This window comes from Actinokineospora fastidiosa, from assembly GCF_014648415.1.
Classification (GTDB): Bacteria; Actinomycetota; Actinomycetes; order Mycobacteriales; family Pseudonocardiaceae; genus Actinokineospora; species Actinokineospora fastidiosa.
In genome coordinates this window covers 1,491,500-1,517,413 of sequence record NZ_BMRB01000001.1, presented here as the reverse complement: position 1 = coordinate 1,517,413, position 25,914 = coordinate 1,491,500, and the positions used below count along the sequence as shown (strand labels likewise).

Genomic DNA, 25,914 nt, shown 5'->3' with positions numbered 1-25,914 from the left:
TTCACCGGACATGGCGGAATCAGCGGGAAAGACCGTACGGATGGAGCGCCGCGACGGCGTGGCCGTCATCACCCTGGACGACCCCGACCGGCGCAACGCGCTGACGCTGGCGATGTCCGCGGAGCTGGCGGACCTGGTCGACGGATGCGCCGAGGACCCGGCTGTCAACGCAATCGTGGTCACCGGCGCGCCGCCCGCCTTCTGCGCGGGCGCCGACCTGACCGTGCTCGGCGAGTCCAGGGAAGAGGGGCTCAAGCGCATCTACGCGGGCTTCCTGGCCGTCGCCCGGTCGCCGCTGCCGACCATCGCCGCGGTCAACGGGGCCGCCGTGGGAGCCGGGCTGAACCTGGCGCTGGCCGCCGACGTGCGCATCGCCGGGCCGATGGCCCGCTTCGACGCCCGCTTCCTGCAGCTGGGCATCCACCCCGGCGGCGGCATGACCTGGATGCTGCAGCGCCTGGTCGGACCGCAGGCCGCGACGGCGATGACGCTGCTCAGGCACATCCCCGACGCCGAGGAGGCCAAGCGGATCGGCCTGGCGCACGAGGTCGCCGACGACCCGGTGGCCGCCGCGGTCGGCGCGGCGGAGGCGGCGGCCGCTGCGCCCCGCGATCTCGTGCTGTCCACCAAGCGGACGCTGCGCGCGACCGCGGCGATGTCCGCGCACGACGACGCGATCGCCGCGGAGCTGATCGCGCAGGTGGCGTCCATGGACACCCCCGAATTCGCCCGACTCCTGGCAGCCATGAAGGAGCGGATCACCAAGCGGGGCTGAGACAATCCACACATGGGACCGTCCGGCATCCGAGATACTGTAACCCGGGGTTACAGTAAAATCAGGTACATATCAGGTGGGACCGGGATAGTGGGCGGCGCTGGCCACGCTTGACCGGCCGTCCAGCGGGCAGGACTACCCTCGGGCGCGCGGCGGGAGGCCAGGAGCGTCGGGCAGGAGAGGAATCGATGAGCACGAGTCTCGACGAAGGGGCGGCCGGGTCGACGCCCAGGCCGACCCGGGTGACCAAGCTGGACCGGGTGGTGATCCGCTTCGCGGGCGACTCCGGCGACGGCATGCAGCTGACCGGCGACCGGTTCACCTCCGAGGCCGCGGCCTTCGGCAACGACCTGTCCACGATGCCCAACTTCCCGGCCGAGATCCGCGCCCCGCAGGGCACGATCCCGGGCGTCTCCAGCTTCCAGGTGCACTTCGCCGACTACGACATCCTCACCCCGGGCGACCGGCCGGACGTGCTGGTGGCGATGAACCCGGCCGCGCTCAAGGCCAACATCGCCGACCTGCCCGCGGGCGGCATCCTCATCGTCAACACCGACGAGTTCGTCAAGCGCAACCTCTCCAAGGTCGGCTACGACGTCAGCCCGCTGGAAGACGAGTCGCTGTCGCAGTACCAGGTGTACGAGGTGGCGATGGCCACCCTGACCCAGGGCGCGCTCGCCGAGACCGGCCTGGGCAAGAAGGACGCCGAGCGCTGCAAGAACATGTTCGCCCTCGGCCTGCTCTCCTGGATGTACCACCGGCCCACCGAGGGCACCGAGCGGTTCCTGCGCGAGAAGTTCGCCCGCAAGCCCGAGATCGCCGAGGCCAACGTGCTGGCCTTCCGCGCGGGCTGGAACTACGGCGAGACCACCGAGGCGTTCGCCGTCACCTACGAGGTCGCCCCCGCGAAGCTGAACCCGGGCACCTACCGGCAGATCACGGGCAACACCGCGCTCGCCTACGGCGTCGTCGCCGCGGCCGAGCAGTCGCGGCTGCCGGTGTTCCTGGGCACCTACCCGATCACCCCGGCCTCGGACATCCTGCACGAGCTGAGCAAGCTCAAGCACTACAACATCACCACCTTCCAGGCCGAGGACGAGATCGCGGGCATCGGCGCGGCGCTGGGCGCCTCCTACGGCGGCGCGCTCGGCGTGACGAGCACCTCCGGCCCGGGCGTGGCGCTGAAGTCGGAGACGATCGGCCTCGCGGTGATGACCGAGCTGCCGCTGGTGATCATCGACGTGCAGCGCGGCGGCCCGTCGACGGGCCTGCCGACCAAGACCGAGCAGGCCGACCTGCTGCAGGCGCTCTACGGCCGCAACGGCGAGTCGCCGGTCGCGGTGCTCGCGCCGCAGTCCCCCGCCGACTGCTTCGCCATGGCGCTGGAGGCCGCGCGGATCGCGCTGACCTACCGCACCCCGGTGTTCCTGCTCTCCGACGGCGCGATCGCCAACGGCTCCGAGCCGTGGCTGATCCCCGACGTGGAGGACCTGCCGGACCTGTCGGTGGAGTTCGCCACCGAGCCCAACGGCGCCGACGGCGCGTTCCTGCCGTACCTGCGCGACCCCGAGACCCTGGCCCGCGCGTGGGCCGTCCCGGGCACCGCGGGCCTGCAGCACCGCATCGGCGGCCTGGAGAAGGCCGACGGCACCGGCAACATCTCCTACGACCCGGACAACCACGACCGCATGGTCCGGCTGCGCCAGGCCAAGATCGACGGCATCACCGTCCCCGACCTGACCGTCGACGACCCGTCCGGCAAGGCCAAGACGCTGGTGCTGGGCTGGGGCTCCTCCTACGGGCCCATCGGCGCGGCGTGCAGGCGGGTGCGCAAGCTCGGGCACGACGTCGCCCAGGCCCACCTGCGCTACCTGAACCCGTTCCCGCGCAACCTGGGCGAGGTCCTCTCCCGCTACGACAAGGTCGTGGTGCCGGAGATGAACCTCGGCCAGCTGGCGCTGCTGCTGCGGGCGAAATACCTGGTGGACGCCATCAGTTACACCAAGGTGGCAGGGCTGCCGTTCAAGGCGGAGGAACTGCAGGGCGTGCTGCTGGACATCGCGAAAGGGGCCGATGCCGCGTGACCACGATCGACCTGGGTCTGCCCGGTCTTGCGGGCGTGCCCGCAGCCGACGAACCGCAGAAGGCCAAGGACTACAAGTCCGACCAGGAAGTGCGCTGGTGCCCCGGCTGCGGTGACTACGTCGTGCTCAACGCCGTGCAGTCGTTCCTCCCGTCGCTCGGGCTCAAGCGGGAGAACATCGTCTTCGTCTCCGGCATCGGCTGCTCGTCGCGGTTCCCGTACTACATGAACACCTACGGGATCCATTCGATCCACGGGCGCGCCCCGGCCATCGCCACCGGCCTGGCCACCGCGCGGCCGGACCTGTCGGTGTGGGTCGTCACCGGTGACGGCGACGCGCTCTCCATCGGCGGCAACCACCTGATCCACACGCTGCGCCGCAACGTGAACCTGAAGATCCTGCTGTTCAACAACCGGATCTACGGGCTCACCAAGGGCCAGTACTCGCCGACGTCGGAGACCGGCAAGGTCACCAAGTCGACCCCGATGGGCTCGCTGGACTACCCGTTCAACCCGGTGTCGCTGGCGCTCGGCGCGGAGGCCACCTTCGTCGGCCGCGCGCTCGACTCCGACCGCAAGGGCCTCACCGAGGTGCTGCGGCAGGCCGCCGAGCACCGGGGGTCGGCGCTGGTGGAGATCTACCAGAACTGCCCGATCTTCAACGACGGCGCGTTCGACGTGCTCAAGGAGCCCGGCCAGGCCGAGCAGCGGCTCATCCCGCTGGAGCACGGCAAGCCGATCCGCTTCGGCGCCGAGGGCGAGTACGGCGTCGTCCGCTCCGGCTTCGGCGCGCTGGAGGTCGCCAAGGTCGAGGAGGTCGGCGAGGACGCGCTCGTCGTGCACGACGCGCACGCCACCGACCCGTCCTACGCCTTCGCCCTGTCGCGGCTGTCCACCCAGGACCTCAGCCACACCGTCACCGGCGTCTTCCGCTCGGTGCGGCGCGAGACCTACGACGACCTGGCCCGCGCGCAGGTCGCCGAGGCCCGCGAGGCCAAGCCGACCGACCTGCAGTCCCTGCTGCGCGGCAAGGACACCTGGACCGTCGTCGGCTGACCACGGGAAACGTCCGGCCCCCGTCCTCGTGGAGGATGGGGGCCGGTTCCGTTCTCGGGGGTGGCCTGGCGGCTCAGGCGTCCCAGCGGCTCAGGCCCGCGCGTTCGGCGTCGGCGGGGTTGCGGAACCACAGCTGGGCCCGGACGCGGGGGTAGTGCGGGGACTCGGTGGTGTGGAAGCGGTCCGCCACGCCCTTGACGGTGTACTCGTCGGAGGGGGCGCCGCCGTCGGGGAGCGGGAAGGCGGAGCCGGGGTGCGGGCCGGGGGCGATCTCGACGGCGGCCCAGCGCTCGTCGTAGGCGTTGTGGTCGATCAGGACGTCGTCGTTCAGCAGGTCGTCGAGGGTGCCGGTGAGCCTGCCCTCGGTGGTCGCCCTGGGGATGCGGCCGGTCGGCGGGTCGTCGACGGTGCGCGCGTCGGCCGCGGAGCCGCGCCGCCGGTACAGCCAGACGGCGACGCCGCCGAGCAGGAACGACAGCAGACACAGCACGAGGGGTCGACGCACCACATTCCTCCTAGCCCGGTCCTCGTTCTATCACTCTGGAACGATCACCGCGAGCCGAGGGAACGCGCCGGACCGGTCAAGCCAGCGGGCGGAACCCGACGCGCTCGGCGTCGGCGACCGTGCGGAACCAGACCTCGGCGACCGTGCGGTCGAATTTCGGCGATTCCGGGGAGCAGTACCGCAGCGCCGTGACGCTCGCCTTGACCCGGTACTCGCTCGACGGGGAGTTGCCGCCGGGCAGCGGCATCGCCGAGCCGGGGCCGAACGGGCCCGGCGGGACGAACGTGTCCACGCCGCCGGGCAGCACCTGCGACGCCCGGCCGCGGCGCGCCCGGCTCGGCGGCGGCACCGGCGCCTTGGCCGCCCCGCTCTCGTCGGCCGGACGGACCGGCTCGAACAGCGAGCGGACGCGGTCGGGCTCCGACTCGGCGGCGGGCTCCCGGGTGGCGGTGGCCGCGGACGTCGGGGCGGGCTTGGGCTCCGGGGTGGAGGTGCGCACGCCGAACGGGAACCGGTCGCCGGGCTTCTTGGGCACGCGCTTGGGCAGCGCGCCCGCCTGCGGCGCGGCGGGCTGGGCGGCGGGCTCGGGCTCCATCTGGTGCCTGCCCGCCCTCGGGTCCGCCTCGGCGTCCGGCCGCACGACGGGGGCGAACATGGTGGGCTCCGGCTCGGCGTCCACGCGCGCGGCGGGGCTGTGCCGGGTCGCCTCCGGGCTGTGCGCGGCCGCGCCGTCGGGGCGGGCGGCGGGGCTGTAGACGGTGGGCTCGGAGCCTGCACGGCCCTGTCCGCCCGCCTCCCGCTCGGCGGCGGTGGCCTGCTCGGCCCCGGCGCGCGCCTGCCCGAACGGGTCACGGTCGGCGGCAAGGCTGTGGGACGCCTGCTCGGAACCCGAACGCGCTTGCCCGAACGGGTCGCGCTCCGCGGCGGCGCTGTGGGACGACTGGTCGGAACCCGAACGCGCCTGACCGAACCGGTCACGCTCGGCAGCGGGGCTGTGGGGCGACTGGTCGGAGCCGGGGCGGGCCTGGCCGAACGGGTCGTGGTCGGTGTCGGGGCGGGCGGCCGGGCTGTACTGGGTCTGCTCGGCCTCGGCGCCTGGGCGGGCCGGGGGGCTGAACGGCTCGCTGTCGGGGCGGGCGGCCGGGCTGTACTGGGTCTGTTCCGACTCGGCGCCGGGGCGGGCGGGGAACTGCTCGCGGTCGGTGTCCGGGCGGACGGGAGGGCTGTAGATCGTCTGCTCGGTCGCGCCCTCGGGGAAGCCTGCCCGCTCGGGCTCGGTGGCCGGGGTGAACATCGGCGGGCGCTGGGCGAACGTCGTCGACTCGCCTGCCGGGGTCCGCTTCGGGAGGGCGTCGGCGTCGCCGGGGGTGCGCTTGGGAAGCGCGTCGGCATCGCCCGGGGTGCGCTTGGGCAGGGCGTCTGCCTCGGCAGCGGCGCGCTTGGGCAGGGAGTCGGCCTCGGCAGCGGCGCGCTTCGGGAGGGCGTCGTGGGTGCTGCGCGTGGGGTGGACGTCGGCGCCGCGCTTGGGGAGGGGGTCGGCCGTGGTCCGCTTCGGGAGCGCATCGCCGGGAGTGCGCTTGGGGAACGCCTCGGTCTCGGGTGCTCGGTGCTCTGTGTCCGGGGCGCGGTGCTGGGCTTCGGTGTCCTCGGCCCGGTGTCGCGAGTCCCGGGAAGCGCGGTGGTCGTCGGGGTCGTCCTCGCCGCCCACGGAGGGGAAATAGCGGGTCGAGGGGTCGGCCCACTCCTGCTCGTCCTCGGGGGTGAGCGCGCCGCGGTGGGGGTCGATGTCGTCGTCGAGGTCGTCGACCAGGGAGGAGTCCTGGTCGAGGTCGCGGATCAGGCTGCCGGAGATCGGGGTGGTGTGCTGGGTGAAGATCGTGCCCGTGCCGGGCTCGGGGAGGTCGTCGACGAGGTGCTCGTCGTCGGGGCTGTCCGCGTCGAGGCGGGAGACGTCGAAGCGCTCGGCGACCGGGATCCACTCCGGCTCGACCTCGGCGGGCGCCTCGACCGGCGGGTGCGGGGCGACCGGCGGGGTGTCGATCAGCTGGGTCGACTCGACGGCGGCGACGGCGGGCGGCTCGTCCGGCTCGTCGGCGGCCTCGGCGGGGGCGAGCAGATCGGGCTCGTCGCGGTCGAGGTCGTCGTGCCGCTCGGCCGGGGAGTCCTCGCCCCGGTCGAAACCGGGCAGCAGCGCGGGCGCGGCGGTCTTGGTCGCCGGGTAGTCGTCCGGGTCGAACTCGTCGTAGGGCCGCTCGGCCTGGTAGGCGGTGGACACCGGCTCGGAACGGCGGCTGCGCGCGTCGGCGAGGCTGTCCTCCAGCTCGATGACGCGCCGTCGGGCGGGTCGGGCCACCAGCGCCCAGCACAGGAGCGCGCCGACCAGGAAACCGGCGAGGCTCCACAGCCACACCTGCCCGAAGAACGGCATCGTGCCACTTCTCCTTCCCGGTCGAGCCGCGCGCCCGCCCGCTCAGCGACTAGGAGAGGCTACTGCGCCGCCTTTCCCGGCGTGCGCGAGCCACGCATTTCGGCGAACGGATTCCGATACCGCGCCGAGATAGCGTCGTTATAGCGCTCAGTGCGTTCGTGCGACCACGTAGCGTGTCAATAGGTGCAGCGCTTCCCGGGCCGGGGAGTCCGGCAGCGTCGCCAGTTCGGCGTCGGCGCGCGCGGTGTAGTCGTCGAGGGTCTGCCGGGCGCGGACCAGGCCGGGCGAGACGCGCAGCAGCCCCAGCGCCTCCTCGACGGCGGCGTCGTCGGTGATCGGGCCCGCGAGCAGCTTCGCCAGCCTCGGGTCGGGGTCCTCGGCCAGCGCGTACAGCATCGGCAGCGTCCGGACGCCCTCGCGCAGGTCGGTGCCCGGCGTCTTGCCGGACTCGGCGGCGGGCGAGGCGATGTCGATGACGTCGTCGGAGATCTGGAACGCCGCGCCGATGATCTCGCCGACCCGGTGCAGGGTCTCGACCTGCGCGGCGTCCGCGCCGGAGAACATCGCGCCGTAGCGGCCAGCGGTCGCGATCAGCGAACCGGTCTTCTGCCCGATCACCGACAGGTAGTGCGCGATCGGGTCCTCGTCGCGCGGGCCGACGGTCTCGCGCATCTGCCCGGTCACCAGCTCGCGCATCGTCTCGGCGATGACCCGGGTCGCCAGCGGCCCGAGGTCGGCGACCAGCATCGACGCGTGGGCGAAGAGGAAATCGCCGGTCAGGATCGCCACCGAGTTGTCCCAGCGCGCGTTGGCGCTGGCGTCCCCGCGGCGCATGGTGGCCTCGTCCATGACGTCGTCGTGGTACAGCGTGGCCAGGTGCACGAGCTCCACGGCCGCGGCCGCGGCGATGACCTCGTCGGTGGTGCCCGCGTTGAACTGCGCGGCCACCAGCGTGAACAGCGGGCGGAACCGCTTGCCACCGGCCCGCACCAGGTGCAGCGCGGCCTCGTCGACGAACTCGACGTCGCTGTGCACGGCGCTGCGCAGCAGGTCCTCGACCCGACGGAGCCCGTCGACGACGGTGGCCGTCAGCTCGGGGTCCGCGTTCTCCAAGCCCAACGACGCGGGCAGGACGTTCTCGGTGGCAGACACAGCCGCGAGCCTACTTGCCCGCCTTGACCCGGTTCAGGCCAACGGGAGTGGCGCGCGTCATGGCCGGACACGACGGACGGGCGCGGTCGATGTCCGACCGCGCCCGTCCGTCGACCGCAGGAACTACCGGATGGCGAAAGCGCCGCCCGCCGCCCAGTCCAGGGCGAACGCCGGGGCGACGCCCAGCAGCAGGGTGACGATGACGCCGAGGGTGATCGCCGCCGTGGTGAAGGCGCCGGGCACGGTGACCGTCGGGCCGTCCTCCGCCGGGGCGCTGAAGTACATCAGCACGATCACCCGCAGGTAGAAGAACGCCGCCACGGCCGAGGCGACCAGGGCGATGACGACCAGCGGGGCCATCCCGTCGGAGAGCGCGGCCTCGAACACCACGAACTTCCCGACGAAGCCGGAGGTCAGCGGGACGCCCGCCATGGCCAGCAGCAGGAAGGTGAACACGCCCGCCACCAGCGGCGACCGCTTCGCCAGGCCCGCCCACTGCGACAGGTGCGTCGCCTCGCCGTCCGGGCCGCGGACCAGGCTGACGACGCCGAACGCGGCCAGCGTGGTGAAGGCGTAGGTAAGCAGGTAGAACAGCGTGCTCGACAGGCCCTTCTCGGTCAGCGCGATGGCCCCGATGAGCAGGAAGCCCGCGTGCGCCACCGAGGAGTAGGCCAGCATCCGCTTCACGTCGGTCTGGGTCAGGCCCAGCACCGCGCCGACGACCATCGAGATGATCGCGATGCCCCACAGGACGCCGCGCCACTCCCAGCTGGTCGACTCGAAGGCCACCTGCAGGACCCGCAGGATGCCGCCGAACGCGGCGACCTTGGTGCACGCGGCCATGAACGCGGTGACGGGGGTCGGCGCGCCCTGGTAGACGTCCGGGGTCCAGGTGTGGAACGGGCCGACGGACGCCTTGAACAGCAGGCCGACGACCAGCAGGCCGAGCCCGGCGAACAGCAGCGTGTCCGAGCGGTCGGTGCCCGCGGCGGCCGCGCCGATGTCGGCGAGGCGCACCGAGCCGGAGTAGCCGTACAGCAGCGCGATGCCGTAGAGGAAGAACGCCGAGGCGAACGCGCCGAGCAGGAAGTACTTGACCGCCGCCTCCTGGGAGAGCAGGCGGCGGCGCCGGGCGAGGCCGCACATCAGGTACAGCGGCAGCGACAGCACTTCCAGCGCGATGAACATCGTCAGCAGGTCGTTGGCCGCGCAGAAGATCATCATGCCGCCGAGCGCGAACAGCGTCAGCGGGAAGACCTCGGTCTGCATGCCGGTCGACTGGACCTGCGCCCGGTCCTGCACCGTCCCGGGGCGGATGGCGGCGGTCGCCACGAAGGCGCCGCCGGGCTCCACCGAGCGGTCGGCGATCAACAGGACCGCGCCCACCGACAGGGCCAGCAGCGTGCCCCACAGGAACAGCGCCGGGCCGTCGACGGCGAGCGTGCCGTACATGGCCAGCTCACCGGCCTCCGGCGCGTCGACGATGTAGCCCGCCAGGGCCGCGCCCGCGCCGACGATGGCCAGCAGGGTCAGCACGACCTGCGTCGACCAGCGCTGGTGCTTGGGCAGGAACGCCTCCACCAGCACGCCAGCGCACGCCGCCGCGAGGATGATCAGGATCGGCCAGACCGCGCCGACCGGCGGCGGCTCGATCGCGGTGGTCTCGGGCACCGGCAGCGGCTCCTGGGCCAGGTACGTCAGCACTGCGCTTGCTCCTCATCGGACTGGACCGGGTCGACCAGACCGGCCTCGCACATGGTGGCGGCCACGGACGGCTCCACCGTGTCCAGCACCGGCTTCGGGAAGATCCCGAGCGCGACGACCAGCAGGACCAGCGGGGCGAGCACGAGCTTCTCCCGCCCGGACAGGTCCGCGATGGCCTTCCTGGCCCCGACCTCGGGGGCCACGACCGCGCCGGGGCCGCCCGCCGCGCCGACGATGGCGTCGCCGCGCAGCGGGCCCTGCATGATCCGCTGGTACAGCCACAGCACGTACAGCGCGGCCAGGACCATGCCCACCGTGGCGATGATCGTGTGGACGGGCGCGTTCGGGAACGAGCCGATCAGCACCAGGAACTCGCTGATGAACGAGTTGGTGCCGGGCAGCGACATGCTGGACAGACCGGCGATGAGCAGCATGCCCGCCAGCACCGGGGTCAGCTTGGCCATGCCGCCGTAGTCGGCGATCCGCGCCGAGCCGCCCCGGAAGATCACCATGCCCAGCACCAGGATCAGCATGCCGGTGGCGATGCTGTGGTTGACCATGTAGGTCACCGACCCGGTCAGCGACTGCGTGCTGAAGGCGAAGATGCCCAGCGCGATGAAGCCGAAGTGGGCGATCGAGACGTAGGCGACGAAGCGCTTCATGTCGCTCTGGCCCGCGGCCAGCAGCGAGCCGTAGATGACGCCGACCGCGGCCAGCAGCAGCACCAGCCAGGACAGCTCCTTGCTGGCGTCGGGGGTCATCGGCAGCAGGAAGCGCAGGAACCCGAAGGTGCCGACCTTGTCCAGGATGCCGACCAGCAGCACCGCGACGCCCATCGGCGCCTCCGCGGTGGCGTCCGGCAGCCAGGTGTGCACCGGGACCAGCGGCGCCTTCACCGCGAAGGCGATGAAGAAGCCGAAGAAGATCCAGATCTGGGTGGTCAGCGGCGCCGCCGAGACGACCGGGACCAGTTCCTCCCACAGGAACGTGCCCTGGCCGAGGGTGTCGGAGGCCAGCGAGTACGCCGCGATCACCGAGGCCAGCATGATCAGGCCGCCGAGGAAGGAGTACAGGAAGAACTTGACCGCCGCGTACTGCCGGTTCGCCCCGCCGTATGACCCGATCAGGAAGTACATCGGGATCAGCATGATCTCGAACAGCACGTAGAACAGGAACACGTCGGTCGCGGCGAACACGCCGACGGTCAGCGCCTGCTCCAGCAGGATCAGCGCGAAGAACCCGCCCTTCGTGCGGCCCTCCGGCAGCCGGTCGGCCCAGCCCGCGCCGATCACGATCGGCACCAGCAGCGCGATGACCGCGATCATCACCAGCGCGATGCCGTCCACGCCCCAGGCGATGTGCACGCCGAACGCGGGGATCCAGTCCAGCGTGGTGCCCAGCTGCAGCCGCTCGCCCGCCGGGTCGTAGAGCGACCAGGCGACACCGGCGAGCACCAGCTCGACGACGCTGAACGCCAGCGCCGCGAGCTTGGCCGTCTTGTCGTTGCCGCGCAGGGCGACGGTGACCGCCGCGCCCACCAGCGGGACGGCCAGCAGCGCCCAGAGCACCCAGGAGTCGGCCGTTGACGTCATGCGAACCTCACCATCAGCAGTGCGGCGATCACGAGGATCGACCCGCCGAGCATGGACAGCGCGTAGGAGCGCACGAAGCCCGTCTGCGTGCGGCGCAGGCGGCCCGAGCTGCCGCCCAGGCCCGCCGCGATGCCGTTGACCAGGCCGTCGACGCCGCGGTTGTCGACGAAGACCAGCGCCCGGGTCAGCCACGTGCCCGGCTTGGCGAACAGCGCCTCGTTCAGGTGGTTGCCGTAGAGGTCCGCGCGCGCGGCCCGGACCGGCCAGGACACCCGCTGCGGCCGCTCGACCGGCTGCTCACCCCGGGCGAACAGCAGGTACGCCAGGCCCGCGCCGATGACCATCGCCACGGTGGCCATGACGGCGACCATGCCGTGGGAGACCAGGCCCTCGCGCTCGGCGACCGCGCCGACGCTGGGCTCCAGCCACTCGGGGAGCATCGTGGCCAGGATGCCGCCCGCGGCGACCGAGCCGAACGCCAGGATGATCATCGGGATGGTCATCGTCGACGGCGACTCGTGCGGGTGGTAGTCCTTGCCGTCCTCGCTCTTGAGCCCTTCCCAGCGCGGCTTGCCCAGGAAGACCAGGACCAGCAGGCGGGTCATGTAGAACGCGGTCAGCAGCGCGCCCAGCAGGGCCGCGCCGCCGAAGACCCAGCCGCGCCACCCCTCCTCGCCGAACGCGGCGTAGATGATCTCGTCCTTGGAGAAGTACCCGGACAGGAACGGGAAGCCGATCAGCGCGAGGTAGCCGAGGGCGAAGGTGGCGAAGGTGATCGGCATCTTCTTCCACAGCCCGCCCATGCGGCGGATGTCGCCCTCGTCGTTCATGCCGTGCATGACCGAGCCCGCGCCGAGGAACAGCCCGGCCTTGAAGAAGCCGTGGGTCAGCAGGTGCAGGATGCCGAAGGCGTAGCCTGCCGGGCCGAGGCCGACGGCGAGCATCATGTAGCCGATCTGGCTGACCGTCGAGTACGCCAGGACCTTCTTGAAGTCGTCGTAGGCGCAGCCGATGACGCAGCCCAGCAGCAGCGTGAACGCGCCGACGATCATCACGACCAGCCGCGCGTCCGCAGCCTGCGGCAGCGAGTAGATCGGGCTGGACCGGGCGATCAGGTACACGCCCGCGGTCACCATCGTCGCCGCGTGGATCAGGGCGGAGACGGGGGTCGGACCGGCCATCGCGTCGGGCAACCACGCCTGCAGCGGGAACTGGCCCGACTTGCCGCACGCGCCCAGCAGGAGCAGCAGCCCGATGGCCACCACGACCGCCGTCGACTGCCCGCCGATCTGCTCGAACACCCCCGCGTAGGAGGTGGTGCCCATCGTCTTGAACATGAGGAAGATCGCCAGGGCGAGGCCGACGTCGCCGACCCGGTTCATCAGGAACGCCTTCTTGGCGGCCGTGGCCGCGTAGCCGCGGCCCTGGTACCAGCCGATCAGCAGGTACGAGGCGAGGCCGACACCCTCCCAGCCGAAGTACAGCGTCACGAACCCGTTGCCCAGCACCAGCAGCAGCATCGCGGCGATGAACAGGTTCAGGTAGGCGAAGAACCGGCTGCGGTCCTCCCGCTCGTGGCCCATGTAGCCGATCGAGTAGATGTGGATCAGCGCGCCCACACCGGTGATCAGCAGCACGAACGTCAGCGACAGCGGGTCGATCCGCAGGGCGATGTCGACGTCGAGGGAGCCGACCGGGATCCACTCGAACAGCAGCAGGTCCTGCGTGCGCTGGTCGGGGCTCAGCCCGGTGCTCTCGAAGAACAGCACCAGGCCGTAGACGAACGCGCCCAGCACGGTCGCGCTGCCCAGCAGGTGCCCCCAGCCCTGCGCCCGCCTGCGCCCGGCCAGCAGCAGCACGGCCGCGCCGAGCGCGGGGAGCGCCAGCAGGAGCCAGGCCTGCGACGCGGCCCCGGTCGCGGGGGCGACCTCAGCAGCGAGGTTGATGCTCACCGAGTTCCCCTTAGTACTTCAGCAGGTTCGCGTCGTCGACCGACGCGGTCCGGCGGGTGCGGAAGATCGACATGATGATCGCCAGGCCGACCACGACCTCGGCCGCGGCCACGACCATCACGAAGAACGCCATCACCTGGCCGTCCAGCGACCCGTTGATCCGGGCGAAGGTGACCAGGGACAGGTTCACGGCGTTGAGCATCAGCTCGATGCACATGAACACCACGATCGCGTTGCGCCGCACCAGCACGCCGACGGCGCCGATCGTGAACAGCAGCGCCGAGAGCAGCAGGTAGTAGGTGGGCGTCATTTCCCGTCCTCCTTGCCGGTGAGCGCCTTCGCGTCCGGCTCGGCTCCCTCGCCCGCGACGGCCTTGCGGTCGTCGTCGAGGGTCTCGGCGACGGTGGCGTCGATCAGCCGGGACAGCGACTCCGGGGCGACCGAGCCGTCGGGCAGCAGCGCCGGGGTGGCCACCGAGTTGGCGGTGGCGAACACGCCGGGGCCAGGCAGCGGCGACGGGCGGTCGTGCTCGCCGCGGAAGCGGGCGACGACCAGCTCGCGCTGGGTGCGCTTGCCCGAGCGCGACCGGTCGATGTAACCCAGGATCATCGCGCCGACCGCAGCGGTGATCAGCAGCGCCGAGGTCAGCTCGAACGGGAACAGGTAGTCGGTGAAGATCGCCCGGCCGAGGCTCTCGACGTTGCCGCCGTTGGCGTTGGGCTCGTCCAGGCCCAGCGGGGTGACCTCGGTGAGCGAGCGGGCCAGCGCGCCGACGACCAGCACGGCCATGCCGACGCCGAGGACGGTCGCCCACAGCCGCTGCCCGCGCAGCACCTCGACCACCGAGTCCGATGAGTCGCGGCCGACGAGCATCAGCACGAACAGGAACAGCATCATGATCGCGCCGGTGTAGACGATGATCTGCACGAACCCGAGGAACGGGGCCTGCTGGACCATGTAGAGCACGCCCAGGCTGAGCATCGTCATGACCAGGAACAGCGCCGAGTGCACGGCGTTGCGGGCGAAGATCATGCCGAGCCCGCCAGCCAGGGCCAGCGGCCCGAGGATCCAGAACGCCACGGCCTCGCCGGTGGAGACCGCCGCGGCCTCCTGGGCCAGAAGCATCGCGCTCACTCCGCCTCCCCGGAATCAACCGCGGTGGTCGCGTTGAGCTGGAACACGCCTGCTCGGCGGGTGCCCGCGGCTGATTCGCGTTCCGTTCCCCTTAGGTGCGGTTGGCAGCGACTCGCGGTCGACAGAAGGTCCGTCACTTGCCCTCCCCATTCGTCGCCAGCTCCGGGCCGCGGACGTAGTAGTCCTGCTCGGTGTCGCCGAGGCGCATCGGGTGCGGCGGCTGCTCCATGCCCGGCAGCAGCGGCGCGAGCAGCTGCTCCTTGGTGTAGATCAGCCGCTGCCGGTCGTCGTCGGCCAGCTCGAACTCGGTGATCATCGTCAGCGAGCGGGTCGGGCAGGCCTCGACGCACAGGCCGCAGCCGATGCAGCGCAGGTAGTTGATCTGGTAGTCGGCGCCGTAGCGCTCGCCCGGGGAGTAGCGCTCCTCGTCGGTGTTGTCGCCGCCCTCGACGAAGATCGCGTCGGCCGGGCAGGCCCACGCGCACAGCTCGCAGCCGACGCACTTCTCCAGCCCGTCCGGGTGCCGGTTGAGCTGGTGGCGGCCGTGGTAGCGGGGCGCGGCGCCCGGCCAGTCCTCCGGGTACTCCTCGGTCACGACCTTCTTGAACATCGTGCCGAAGGTCACCCCGAAGCCCTTGAGCGGATCGAAAATGCTCATTGCTCGGTCTCCTTCTCGGCCGGTCCGCCGACCGCGGCGGGCTGGCGGCGCTTGCGGGCCCGCACGGCCTTGGGGCTGTTCTTGTCCGGCACCTGCAGGTCCAGCGGCGGGACCGGGTAGCCGCCGCCGGTCAGCTCGACCGGCTTCGGGCCCTGCTGGACGGTCTTCTCCGGCAGCAGGAAGCTCAGCCCGATCAGCAGGAGCAGCAGCACGCCGCCGGCGACGAGGATCGTGGTCGAGGAGATCTCGCCCTCGGCGCGGAAGGCGCGGATGGCGGTCACGCCGACGATCCACACCAGGTTCGCCGGGACCAGGAACTTCCAGCCCAGCCGCATGAACTGGTCGTAGCGCAGCCGGGGCAGCGTGCCGCGCAGCCAGATGAAGACGAACAGCAGCAGCAGCGTCTTGCCGAAGAACCAGATCAGCGGCCACCAGCCGCTGTTGAACATGTTGTCGTTGATCAGCGAGATCGGCCACGGCGCCATGTACCCGCCGAGGAACAGCGTGGTGCACATCGCCGAGACGATGACCATGTTCACGTACTCGGCGAGGAAGAACAGCGCGAACTTCATCGAACTGTACTCGGTGTGGAAGCCGCCGACCAGCTCCGACTCGGCCTCGGGGAGGTCGAACGGGGCGCGGTTGGTCTCGCCGATCATCGACACGAAGAAGATCAGGAAGCTGGGCACCAGGGTGACCGCGAACCAGATGCCCGTCTGCGCGTCCACGATGTCCCCTGTGGACAGCGACCCGGCGTGCAGGATCACCGCCACGATGGACAGGCCGAGCGCGATCTCGTAGGAGATCACCTGCGCCGCCGAGCGCAGGCCGCCGAGCAGCGGGTACGGCGAGCCGGACGACCAGCCTGCGAGCACGATGCCGTAGACGCCCAGCGACGAGCAGGCAAGCACGACCAGCACGCCGACCGGCAGGTCGACCAGCTGCAGCACGGTGCGCTCGCCGAAGATGCTCACCTCGGGTCCGAACGGGATCACCGAGAAGGCCAGGAACGCGGGCACCGTGGACACGATCGGCGCCAGGAAGTAGACCTTCCGGTCGGCCGTGTCCGGGATGATCTGCTCCTTGAACGGCAGCTTGATCGCGTCCGCGAGGGACTGCAGCCAGCCGCCGGGGCCGACCCGGTTGGGGCCGGGGCGGTGCTGCATGCGGGCGACGACCTTGCGCTCCCAGATGATCATGAACATGGTCATCAGGGCGCCCAGCGCGAGCAGGGCGACGCACTTGATCAGGATCAGCCAGAACGGGTCGTCGGCCAGGAGTTCAGCCCTGGTCATGCGTTGCCTCCCTCGGAGCCTGCCACGGACACGACGTCGCCGTGGCCAGCGCCCAGCGTCGCGCGCAGCGCGGAGCCGGGTGAGTTCGCGGGCAGCCAGACCACGCCGTCGGGCAGGTCGGCCACGTGCACCGGGACGTCGACCGTGCCGCGCGCGGTCGACACCCGGGCGGTCCCGGTGACGGCCACGCCCAGCCGGGTCGCGGTGTCCAGCGACATGCGGGCGTAGACCGGGCGCCGGGTGCCCGCCAGGTGCGGCTCGCCGTCCTGCAGCGAGCCGTTGTCCAGCAGCATCCGCCAGGACGCCAGCACGGCCTCGCCGTCGCCTGCGGTCCTCGGGGCGGCGGCGACGTCCGGCGCGCCCACCGAGCGGGCGACGGCGTTCTCGCCGGTCAGCTTGGCCAGGTCGGCGGCGGCGGCCTCCGGGGTCTGGGTGAACAGGTCGGCGTCCATCTCCACGGCGAGCGTGTCGAGCACCCGGCAGTCCGGCAGCGCGCCGCTGGTCTCCAGCGTGGTGCCGAACGGCCTGCGGCGGCCCTCCCAGTTGAGGAAGCTGCCCGACTTCTCCACCGCGGCCGCGACCGGGAGCACCACGTCGGCCAGCGCGGTGACCGCGCTGTGCCGCAGCTCCAGGCTGACCACGAAGCCCACCTCGGCCAGCGCGCGCAGCGCCAGCTCCGGGTCGGCGAGGTCGTACGGGTCGACGCCGCCGACCACCAGGCCGCCGAGCTGTCCGGCCGCCGCGGCGGCCAGGATCGCGTCGGTGTCGCGGCCCGGCAGCGCGGGCAGCGCGCCCTCGGCCAGGCCCCAGACCTGCTCGACGGCGGCCCGCGCCCCGGCGTCGGCCACCGGGCGCCCGCCCGGCAGCAGCGTCGGGACGGCGCCGGCGTCGAGCGCGCCGCGCTCGCCCGCGCGGCGGGGGATCCAGGCGACCTTCGCGCCCGTGCTCGCCGCCAGCCGCAGGACCGCGCTGAACAGGCCGGGGATCGCCGCGGCGCGCTCGCCGACCAGGATCACCGCGCCCTCGGCGCCCAGCGCCGCGTTGACGTCGGGCGCGTGCTGGGCCAGCGCGTCCAGCGTCCTGGGCTCCGCGCCGGGGGCGCAGGCGAGCAGCGTGCCCATGGTCTTGGTGACGCTCGGGCTGCTCCACTGCCCCACGTGGAACACCTTGGCGCGCTTCGTGCGGGCCGCCTTGCGCAGCCGCAGGAAGACGATCGGCGCCTCCTCCTCGGGCTCGAACGCCACGCACAGCACGGCGGGGGCGTTCTCGATCCCGGCGAAGGTGACCCCGTCGTCCGGCGAGGTGTTCACCACGGTGGCGGCGAGGAAGTCTAGCTCCTCGGCCGAGTGCGGCCGGGCGCGGAAGTCCACGTCGTTGGTGCCCAGGGCGATGCGGGCGAACTTGGCGTAGGCGTAGGCGTCCTCGACGGTCAGCCTGCCGCCCGCCAGCACGCCGACGCCCTGGTCCCGGGCGGCCAGCAGGCCGTCCGCGGCCACCCGCAGCGCCTCGGTCCAGCTCGACTCGACGAGCTCACCGGTCTTGGCGTCGCGCACCATCGGCCGGGTGATCCGGTCGGGCTGGGTGGTGTAGCGGAAGGCGAAGCGGCCCTTGTCGCAGATCCACTCCTCGTTGACCTCGGGGTCCTCGCCCGCCAGCTTGCGCATGACCTTGCCGCGCCGCCAGTCCGTGCGCTCGGCGCAGCCGGACGAGCAGTGCTCGCACACGCTCGGCGTCGAGACCAGGTCGAACGGCCGCGACCGGAACCGGTAGGCGGCGCTGGTGAGCGCGCCGACCGGGCAGATCTGGATGGTGTTGCCGGAGAAGTAGCTCTGGAACGGCTTCTCCTCGGCGATGCCGATCTGCTGCTGCGCGCCGCGCTCCAGCAGCTCGATGAACGGGTCGCCCGCGATCTGGCTGGAGAACCGCGTGCAGCGCTGGCAGAGCACGCAGCGCTCGCGGTCGAGCAGCACCTGGGTGCTGATCGGGATCGGCTTGGCGAAGGTCCGCTTGGTCTCGTGGAAGCGCGAGTCCGCGCGGCCGTTGGACATCGCCTGGTTCTGCAGCGGGCACTCGCCGCCCTTGTCGCAGATCGGGCAGTCCAGCGGGTGGTTGATGAGCAGCAGCTCCATCACGCCCTGCTGGGCCTTGTCGGCGACCGGCGAGGTGTGCTGGGTCTTGACGACCATGCCGCCCGCGACCGTGATCGTGCAGCTGGCCTGGGGCTTCGGCATCGGCCGACCGCCCATCTCGACCTCGACCAGGCACTGGCGGCAGGCGCCTGCCGGGTCCAGCAGCGGGTGGTCGCAGAACCGCGGGATCATGATCCCCAGCCGCTCCGCGGTGCGGATGACCAGCTCGCCCTTGGGCGCGTCGACCTCGACCCCGTCGATGGTCAGCCGCACGTGGCCTTCCGGGACGGGCCTGTCGGTCTTGGGGTTCTCCGGGGCGATCGTCATGACTGGACTCCGGGCTGGGCTCCTACGAGTTCCGGATTGCGCTTGCGGTTCTTCTCGCACAGCGCAAGGAACTCGTTGCGGAAGTACTTGATGCCGCTGGTGATCGGGCTGACCGCGCCGTCGCCGAGGGCGCAGAAGCTGCGGCCGAGGATGTTGTCGCAGATGTCGAGCAGCGTGTCGATGTCGGACTCGGTGCCCTCACCGGCGACCATCCGCTCCAGGATGCCGGTCAGCCAGTAGGTGCCCTCGCGGCACGGCGTGCACTTGCCGCAGGACTCGTGCTCGTAGAACTGGGTCCACTTCATGACCGCCCACGGCACGGACACGGTCTCGTTGAAGACCATGACCGCGGTGGTGCCCAGCATCGAGCCCGCCTCGGCCGCGCCCTCGAAGTCCAGCGGGACGTCGAGGTGCTCGGCGGTGAACATCGGCGTGGACGAGCCGCCCGGGGTCCAGAACTTCAGCGGGACGCCGTCCTTCATGCCGCCCGCCATGTCCAGCAGCTCGCGCAGCGTGGTGCCCAGCGGCGCCTCGTACTGGCCGGGGTTGGTCACGTGCCCGGAGATCGAGTAGATCTTCGGGCCGGGCGACTTCTCGGTGCCCATCGTGCGGAACCAGTCGCTGCCGCCGTTGACGATGAACGGCACGCTGGCGATGGTCTCGACGTTGTTGACCGTGGTCGGCGCGGCGTAGAGACCGGCGGCCGCGGGGAACGGCGGCTTGAGCCGGGGCTGGCCGCGGCGGCCCTCCAGCGAGTCCAGCAGCGCGGTCTCCTCGCCGCAGATGTAGGCGCCCGCGCCCGCGTGCACGACGATGTCGAGGTCGTAGCCCGAGCCGAGGATGTCCTTGCCCAGGTAGCCCGCGTCGTAGGCCTCGCGCACGGCGGCGTTGAGGCGGCGGATGCAGTGCAGTGCCTCACCGCGCACGTAGATGAAGCAGTGGTGCGCGCGCATCGCGTACGAGGCGATGATGCAGCCCTCGATGAGCGAGTGCGGGTCGGCCATCATCAGCGGGATGTCCTTGCACGTGCCCGGCTCGCCCTCGTCGGCGTTGATCACCAGGTAGTGCGGCTTGTCCTCGTTGGGCGGCATGAACGACCACTTGACGCCCGCGGGGAAGCCCGCGCCGCCCCGGCCGCGCAGGCCGGAGGCCTTGACCAGCTCGACGAGCTGCTCCGGGGTGCCCTTGAGCGCCTTGCGGATGGCGGTGTAGCCCTCCAGCTGCTCGTAGGTCCTGATGGACCACGAGTTCGGCGACAGCCAGCGCTTGGTCAGCACCGGGGTGACCGGTGCGGGCTTGTTGGGAGTGCTCATCGGTCCGCCTCCCCGGAATCGACCATGGTGGTCACGTCGGCGTTGGAACCGCCCGTCGTGTGGGTGTCAGTGGCTAGATTGCGTCCCGTTCCCCTTGGGTCCGGCCTGCAGCCACGCGGCTCATGCCTCACTTCTTCTGCACCTCCGGAAGCGGGGCCTCGTCGGGCATCGCGGGCGCGACCCAGCCGCGCTCGTGGGCCAGCTTCGCGCCGCGCAGCGTCTCCACCGCGGCGGACGGTCCGTCCACACCGGCCTGGTACTCGGCCTCGTCCTCCGGGAAGAACCCGGCCAGCTCCAGCTCCGCGGTGCGGAAGTCGCGCAGCGGCGCGCCGCGGGTGGGCGCGGGGCGCTCGCCGTTGCGCAGCTTGTCGACCAGCTCGACCGCGGAGTCCACGGTTTGGTTGTCGAAGTACTCGTAGTTCACCTGGATGACCGGGCCGAGGTCGCAGGCGGCCAGGCACTCGGCGTGCTCCAGCGTGATCGAGCCGGGCGCGCCCGGCTCCCCCGCCGTCTCGTTGTGGCCCAGGCGCTTCCCGTCGGCGCCGAGGTGCTCCCCGAGCCTGCGGTAGATGTCGTCACCGCCCAGCACCGCGCACAGGGTGTTGGTGCAGACCGACACCAGGTGCTCGCCGCAGGTCTTGCGCTTGTACATCGTGTAGAACGTGGCGACCGCGCTGACCTCGGCGGGCGTCAGGCCCAGCTGCTCGGCGCAGAAGTGGATGCCCGCCTGGCTGACCCGGCCCTCCACCGACTGCACCAGGTGCAGCATCGGCAGCAGCGCCGAGCGCGACTGCGGGTACCGGGCGACGATCGCCTCGGCGCGCTCGACGGTCTTGGCGTCGAACACGCTCAGGTCCGGCGTGCCCTCCTCGACCAGGTGCTCCGCCGGGACGGGCGCGATCTTCACCACGTCGACGTCCGGCACGGTCTCCTGGTGGGTCGGGCCGCCGCCGACGCTGGAGCCGCCGTAGGTCTTGCCGGTGTTCAGGGACTCCGCGCTCACCGGTCACACCCCCCCATCACGGGATCGATCGAGGCGATGGCCGCGATCACGTCGGCGACCATGCCGCCCTCGCTCATCGCGGGCATCGCCTGCAGGTTCACGAAGCTGGGCTCGCGCACGTGCACGCGGACCGGGCGGGTGCCGCCGTCGGAGACCAGGTGGTAGCCCAGTTCGCCGCGCGGGGACTCGACCGGCACGTACACCTGGCCCGCCGGGACCTTGAAGCCCTCGGTGACCAGCTTGAAGTGGTGGATCAGCGACTCCATCGACTGGCCCATGATCTTGCGGACGTGCTCGAGGGAGTTGCCGAGCCCGTCGGAGCCGATGGTCAGCTTGGCGGGCCAGGCGACCTTGGCGTCGTCGACCATCACCGGGCCGGGCTCCAGCCTGCGCAGCGCCTGCTCGATGATCCGCAGCGACTGGTGGATCTCCTCCAGCCGCAGCAGGTACCGGGCGAAGGCGTCGGCGTCGGTGGAGGTCGGGACCTCGAAGTCGTAGTCCTCGTAGCCCAGGTACGGCTCGGTCTTGCGCAGGTCCCAGGCCAGGCCCGCGGAGCGCAGCACAGGGCCGGTGATGCCCAGCGCGAGGCAGGCGTCCACGGGCAGGTAGCCGACGTCCTTGAGGCGGTTGCGCCAGATCGGCTGGCCGGTGAGCAGCTTGTCGTAGTCGGGCAGCCGCTTGCGCATCACCTTGATGAAGCCGGTGACCTGCTGGTGGTAGTCGTCCGGCAGGTCCTGGGCGACGCCGCCGGGGCGGATGAACGCGTGGTTCATGCGCAGGCCGGTCAGGTGCTCCAGCAGGTGCAGCGCTTCCTCGCGCTCGCGGAAGCCGGAGGTCATCGCGGTCAGCGAGCCCAGCTCCATGCCGCCGGTGGCCAGCGCGACCAGGTGCGAGGAGATGCGGTTGATCTCCATCAGCATGACCCGGATCGTCTGCGCGCGCGGCGGGGCCTCGATGCCGAGCAGCTTCTCCACCGCCAGGCAGTAGGCGGTCTCGTTGTGCAGCGGCGCGAGGTAGTCCATGCGCGTCACGAACGTGACGCCCTGGGTCCAGGTGCGGTACTCGCAGTTCTTCTCGATGCCGGTGTGCAGGTAGCCGATGACGCTGCGCGCCTGGGTGACGGTCTCGCCCTCCAGCTCCAGCACCAGGCGCAGCACACCGTGGGTGGACGGGTGCTGCGGGCCCATGTTGATGACGATGCGCTCGTCGTGCTGGGCGTCCTCGAGCACCTCGTCCCAGTCGCCACCGGTGACGGTGTAGACCTTGCCCTCGGTGGTGTTGCGCGCTTCCGCGTAGTCGTGCGTGGTCACGAGTACGACCTCCGCTGGTCGGGCGGAGGGATCTCCGCGCCCTTGTACTCCACCGGGATGCCGCCCAGCGGGTAGTCCTTGCGCTGCGGGTGGCCGTCCCAGTCGTCCGGCATGAGGATCCGGGTGAGCGCGGGGTGCCCGTCGTAGACGATGCCGAACATGTCCCACGCCTCCCGCTCCTGCCAGTCGGCGGTCGGGTAGACCTCGACCACCGACGGGATGTGCGGGTCGTCGACGTCGACGGAGACCTCCAGGCGGATGCGCCGCCGGTAGGTCATGGAGGTCAGGTGGTAGACCGAGTGCAGGCGCTGCGGGATGTCCACGCCGTAGTCCACACCGGACACCGAGCTGCACAGCTCGAAGCGCAGCGCGGGCTCGTCGCGCAGCGTCCAGCACAGCGCGACCAGGTGCTCGCGGGCGACGTAGAGGGTGATCTCGCCGCGGTCGACGGTGACCTGCTGGATCGCCGCGGCGGGGATGTCGCGGGTGGCCATGGCCGCGTGCAGGTCGTCGGCGAACTCGTCGAACCAGCCGCCGTAGGGCCGCTCGGCCGGGACCGGGACGTAGGCGGGCAGCTGCAGGCCGCCGAAGCCGGAGGTGTCGCCGGAGCCGGAGACCTGGAACATGCCCTTGCGGGTGCGGCCTGCGACGACGGGCTCGGCGGCGACCGGCTCCCGGTGCTCGGCCGGGCGGGCGAGGTCGGTGTCGGCCTCGACGCCGGTGTCCGGGCGCGCGGCGCTGGAGCCCTCGGCGCCGACCGGCGGGGAGGCCTGGGCCTCTGGGGTGGTGGGGTTCTCGTCAGCCATGGGTCACTTCTTCGCGAATTTCACCGAGGACGGGATCAGCTCGGTACGGAGCCCCTGCTCGGCGCGGATGGCGGCGCGGGTGGCGTTGATGGGCTCGTCGGCGATCTTGGCGTGCAGCTTCAGGATCGCGTCGAGCAGCATCTCCGGGCGGGGCGGGCAGCCGGGCAGGTACATGTCGACCGGGACGATGTGGTCGACGCCCTGCACCACGGCGTAGTTGTTGAACATGCCGCCGGAGGACGCGCACACGCCCATCGCCAGCACCCAGCGCGGCTCCGCCATCTGGTCGTAGATCTGGCGCAGCACCGGGGCCATCTTGTTGGTGACCCGGCCCGCGACGATCATCAGGTCCGCCTGGCGGGGGGAGGCGCGGAAGGCCTCCATGCCGAAGCGGGCGATGTCGTAGCGCGGGCCGCCGGTGGTCATCATCTCGATGGCGCAGCAGGCCAGCCCGAACGTGGCGGGCCACAGCGAGTTCTTGCGGCCCCAGTTGACCAGCTTCTCCAGACTGGCCAGCAAGATGCCGTTCGGGAGCTTCTCCTCAAGACCCATTGGTTTCTCCCGTCAGTTCCAGTCCAAGCCGCCGCGGCGCCACACGTAGGCGTAGGCGAAGCCGACCGTGGCGATGAACAGGAAGATCTCGACCAGGCCGAACAGGCCCAGCACGTCCGCCGACACCGCGAACGGGTAGAGGAACACCATCTCGATGTCGAACAGGATGAAGAGCATGGCGGTCAGGTAGTAGGCGACCGGCACGCGCCCGCCGCCGATGATCGGCTGCGGCGACGGCTCGATCCCGCACTCGTAGGCCTCGAACTTCGCCCGGTTGTACCGGGACGGCCCGACCAGCGGCCCGAGCAGCGCCGAGAAGACGGCGAAGGCCGCCGCCAGCGCGAACATGACCACCAAGGGGAGATAGATGCCCAGGTCGTTCGTCACGTCCTGGGCGAGCTGCACCGACACCCTCGCGTCCTTTCCCCGGCGTCCTCCGGCCGAACCCTAGGGGCCCGCGATCGCGCCAATGGTCATTAGGCGGACCTAACCGGACGGGTCAATGCTTGTGAAAACCTTCACAAGCGAGACCGCTCACTTGTGAAAGCGTTCACAGCACCGGGGCCAGTCTAGGACGTGGCTCACAGCCGTTTTCGCGCCCCCCTGAGCGCCGCTCACCTGCGCTAACGCGATGCTTGCGTGAGCAATCAGACACTCGGCGCCATGCGCGTCGCCGCGGTGATCACCCGATCGAAGGCATCGCCGTCGCGCTGGTCGTAGAGGCCCGCGAGCAACTTCAGGACCAGCTTCATGAGCGTCTTGCGCGGCAGGCCGTACTTGGTGGCGGTGCGCATGACGGTGGGGTTTCCGATCAGTTTGGAGAAGATGTTGCCCAATCGGTAGTAGCTGCCGAGGGCCTCCCGCATGGCCACGGGGTACCCCTCCAGCGCGCGCTCGCGGGCCGGTCCCTCCGCGCGCGCCATCGCCTGCACGACGATCTCCGCGGCGATGCGGGCGGACTCCATGGCGTAGCCGATGCCCTCGCCGTTGAACGGGTTGACCATCCCGCCCGCGTCGCCGACGAGGAGCAGGCCGGGCGTGTAGTGGGGGGTGCGGTTGAAGCCCATCGGGAGGGCCGCCCCGCCGATCTTGCCCTTGGCGTTGTGCTCGCGCAGGCCCCACTCCTCGGGGGTGCCGTCGAGCCAGGAGCGCATGAGCTTGCGGTAGTCGGTGGTGCCGAAGGCCTTGGAGGTCGACAGGATGCCCAGGCCCGCGTTGATCGTGCCGTCGCCCATGCCGAAGATCCACCCGTAGCCGGGCAGGAGCACGGGGTTGTCGGGGTCGGACCGGTCCCAGAGCTCCAGGTGCGACTCCAGGTAGTCGTCCTTGCTGCGCGGCGACTCGTAGTAGCGGCGCACGGCGACGCCCATGGGCCGCTTGTCGATCTTCTCAAGTCCGACGCTCAGCGCGAGCCGGGCGGAGACGCCGTCGCAGGCGAGGATCAGCGGGGCCTTGTAGGTGACAGGGACCTTGTCCGGGCCCGCCTTGGCGTTCACCCCGATGACGCGGCCGGTGGCGTCGGTGATGGCGGAGTTGACGGTGGTGTTCTCCAGCAGCCGGGCCCCCGCACGCTGGGCGGTGCGGGCGAGCATCTCGTCGAAGTCCTGCCGGGGCCGGACGACGCCGTACGGGGGGAAGGAGGCGAGGTCGGGCCAGTCGAGTTCGAGGGTGACGCCGCCGCCGACCACGCGCAGACCGCGGTTGTGCAGCCAGCCCGCCTGCTCCCGGGTGTCGATGCCGAGGTCGATCAACTGCTTGACGCCCCGGGGGGTCAGGCCGTCGCCGCAGACCTTCTCGCGCGGGAAGGTGGACTTCTCCAGCAACAGGACGTCCAACCCCGCCCGGGCGAGGTAGGTCGCCGCGGTGGAGCCAGCCGGTCCCGCCCCGACGACGATGACCTCAGCGTCCTCGCCCGCCTTGCGACGGCTGATCGACATGCTCACTGGACCTCCTAGACCCGCCTACCCCGGCGAGTCTAGAGGTGGGTGCGGTGCCGCCGCAGAGGCGCACACCTCAATTCCGACTGTCGTTCTTTTCACTTTTCCTTGGTCGCTCCACCCCTAAGCAGGCGACAACGCTCGTGCAGTCGACATTGAGGAACAACTGAAAGTAGTACCCACCGCTCGGACGGTCATCGACG

21 protein-coding genes are annotated in these 25,914 nt (G+C 71.2%); 3 read left to right on the top strand and 18 right to left on the bottom strand.

Features of this window, described 5'->3' with window-relative positions:
- Window positions 1-40 precede the first annotated feature (40 nt).
- The 3 genes from IEY98_RS07220 (at window position 41) to IEY98_RS07210 (ending at window position 3,914) form a co-directional block, all read left to right on the top strand.
- Complete coding sequence (locus IEY98_RS07220; protein WP_229786656.1) at window positions 41-775, top strand: enoyl-CoA hydratase; 735 nt, start codon at window positions 41-43, stop codon at window positions 773-775.
- Window positions 776-963: 188 nt separating this feature from the next.
- Entirely contained in the window at window positions 964-2,859 is a 1,896-nt protein-coding gene (locus IEY98_RS07215; protein WP_189209435.1) for a 2-oxoacid:acceptor oxidoreductase subunit alpha, read from the top strand.
- Entirely contained in the window at window positions 2,856-3,914 is a 1,059-nt protein-coding gene (locus IEY98_RS07210; RefSeq protein ID WP_189209434.1) for a 2-oxoacid:ferredoxin oxidoreductase subunit beta, read from the top strand. Before IEY98_RS07215 ends, IEY98_RS07210 begins: the two co-directional genes overlap by 4 nt.
- A gap of 73 nt (window positions 3,915-3,987) precedes the next feature.
- On the opposite strand, the gene IEY98_RS07205 is transcribed toward IEY98_RS07210, so the two are convergent.
- The 18 genes from IEY98_RS07205 to IEY98_RS07120 all read right to left on the bottom strand — a co-directional run bounded on the left by IEY98_RS07205 (window position 3,988) and on the right by IEY98_RS07120 (window position 25,711).
- Window positions 3,988-4,419 carry a sunset domain-containing protein gene (locus tag IEY98_RS07205; protein WP_189209433.1) on the bottom strand — a complete coding sequence of 144 codons (432 nt, stop codon included), beginning with the start codon at window positions 4,417-4,419 and terminating at the stop codon, window positions 3,988-3,990.
- Window positions 4,420-4,495: 76 nt separating this feature from the next.
- A complete protein-coding gene (locus tag IEY98_RS32440; protein WP_229786655.1) occupies window positions 4,496-6,847 on the bottom strand; it encodes a sunset domain-containing protein in 2,352 nt (783 codons plus the stop codon).
- A 147-nt stretch (window positions 6,848-6,994) separates the two neighbouring features.
- Window positions 6,995-7,999: a polyprenyl synthetase family protein gene (locus IEY98_RS07195; protein WP_189209432.1), complete on the bottom strand. Its 1,005-nt coding sequence runs from the start codon at window positions 7,997-7,999 to the stop codon at window positions 6,995-6,997.
- A 123-nt stretch (window positions 8,000-8,122) separates the two neighbouring features.
- Window positions 8,123-9,652: an NADH-quinone oxidoreductase subunit NuoN gene (gene nuoN, locus IEY98_RS07190; RefSeq protein ID WP_373292356.1), complete on the bottom strand. Its 1,530-nt coding sequence runs from the start codon at window positions 9,650-9,652 to the stop codon at window positions 8,123-8,125.
- 44 nt (window positions 9,653-9,696) lie between these two features.
- Window positions 9,697-11,295, bottom strand: a complete 1,599-nt coding sequence (locus IEY98_RS07185; RefSeq protein WP_189209430.1) for an NADH-quinone oxidoreductase subunit M — start codon at window positions 11,293-11,295, stop codon at window positions 9,697-9,699.
- Window positions 11,292-13,241: an NADH-quinone oxidoreductase subunit L gene (nuoL, locus tag IEY98_RS07180; protein WP_189210120.1), complete on the bottom strand. Its 1,950-nt coding sequence runs from the start codon at window positions 13,239-13,241 to the stop codon at window positions 11,292-11,294. The genes IEY98_RS07185 and nuoL overlap by 4 nt, the downstream gene beginning before the upstream one ends.
- 16 nt (window positions 13,242-13,257) lie before the next feature.
- The gene (gene nuoK / locus IEY98_RS07175; RefSeq protein WP_189209429.1) at window positions 13,258-13,557 is read right to left on the bottom strand and encodes an NADH-quinone oxidoreductase subunit NuoK; all 300 of its coding nucleotides are present in this window, start codon (window positions 13,555-13,557) and stop codon (window positions 13,258-13,260) included.
- Complete coding sequence (locus IEY98_RS07170) at window positions 13,554-14,372, bottom strand: NADH-quinone oxidoreductase subunit J (RefSeq protein WP_189210119.1); 819 nt, start codon at window positions 14,370-14,372, stop codon at window positions 13,554-13,556. The genes nuoK and IEY98_RS07170 overlap by 4 nt, the downstream gene beginning before the upstream one ends.
- 142 nt (window positions 14,373-14,514) lie before the next feature.
- The gene (gene nuoI / locus IEY98_RS07165) at window positions 14,515-15,039 is read right to left on the bottom strand and encodes an NADH-quinone oxidoreductase subunit NuoI (protein WP_189209428.1); all 525 of its coding nucleotides are present in this window, start codon (window positions 15,037-15,039) and stop codon (window positions 14,515-14,517) included.
- Window positions 15,036-16,334, bottom strand: a complete 1,299-nt coding sequence (gene nuoH / locus IEY98_RS07160; RefSeq protein ID WP_189209427.1) for an NADH-quinone oxidoreductase subunit NuoH — start codon at window positions 16,332-16,334, stop codon at window positions 15,036-15,038. Before nuoH ends, nuoI begins: the two co-directional genes overlap by 4 nt.
- A complete protein-coding gene (locus IEY98_RS07155; protein WP_189209426.1) occupies window positions 16,331-18,790 on the bottom strand; it encodes an NADH-quinone oxidoreductase subunit G in 2,460 nt (819 codons plus the stop codon). Before IEY98_RS07155 ends, nuoH begins: the two co-directional genes overlap by 4 nt.
- Complete coding sequence (gene nuoF, locus IEY98_RS07150; RefSeq protein WP_189209425.1) at window positions 18,787-20,103, bottom strand: NADH-quinone oxidoreductase subunit NuoF; 1,317 nt, start codon at window positions 20,101-20,103, stop codon at window positions 18,787-18,789. The genes IEY98_RS07155 and nuoF overlap by 4 nt, the downstream gene beginning before the upstream one ends.
- A gap of 127 nt (window positions 20,104-20,230) precedes the next feature.
- Window positions 20,231-21,010: an NADH-quinone oxidoreductase subunit NuoE gene (nuoE, locus tag IEY98_RS07145; RefSeq protein WP_373292355.1), complete on the bottom strand. Its 780-nt coding sequence runs from the start codon at window positions 21,008-21,010 to the stop codon at window positions 20,231-20,233.
- Window positions 21,011-21,102: 92 nt separating this feature from the next.
- Window positions 21,103-22,416, bottom strand: a complete 1,314-nt coding sequence (locus IEY98_RS07140; protein ID WP_189209424.1) for an NADH-quinone oxidoreductase subunit D — start codon at window positions 22,414-22,416, stop codon at window positions 21,103-21,105.
- Window positions 22,413-23,222 carry an NADH-quinone oxidoreductase subunit C gene (locus IEY98_RS07135; RefSeq protein WP_189209423.1) on the bottom strand — a complete coding sequence of 270 codons (810 nt, stop codon included), beginning with the start codon at window positions 23,220-23,222 and terminating at the stop codon, window positions 22,413-22,415. The genes IEY98_RS07140 and IEY98_RS07135 overlap by 4 nt, the downstream gene beginning before the upstream one ends.
- Before the next feature lie 3 nt (window positions 23,223-23,225).
- Entirely contained in the window at window positions 23,226-23,774 is a 549-nt protein-coding gene (locus tag IEY98_RS07130) for a NuoB/complex I 20 kDa subunit family protein (RefSeq protein WP_189209422.1), read from the bottom strand.
- A 12-nt stretch (window positions 23,775-23,786) separates the two neighbouring features.
- A complete protein-coding gene (locus tag IEY98_RS07125) occupies window positions 23,787-24,185 on the bottom strand; it encodes an NADH-quinone oxidoreductase subunit A (protein WP_258905100.1) in 399 nt (132 codons plus the stop codon).
- Between the two features lie 236 nt (window positions 24,186-24,421).
- The gene (locus IEY98_RS07120; RefSeq protein ID WP_189209421.1) at window positions 24,422-25,711 is read right to left on the bottom strand and encodes a geranylgeranyl reductase family protein; all 1,290 of its coding nucleotides are present in this window, start codon (window positions 25,709-25,711) and stop codon (window positions 24,422-24,424) included.
- Between the last annotated feature and the right edge of the window lie 203 nt (window positions 25,712-25,914).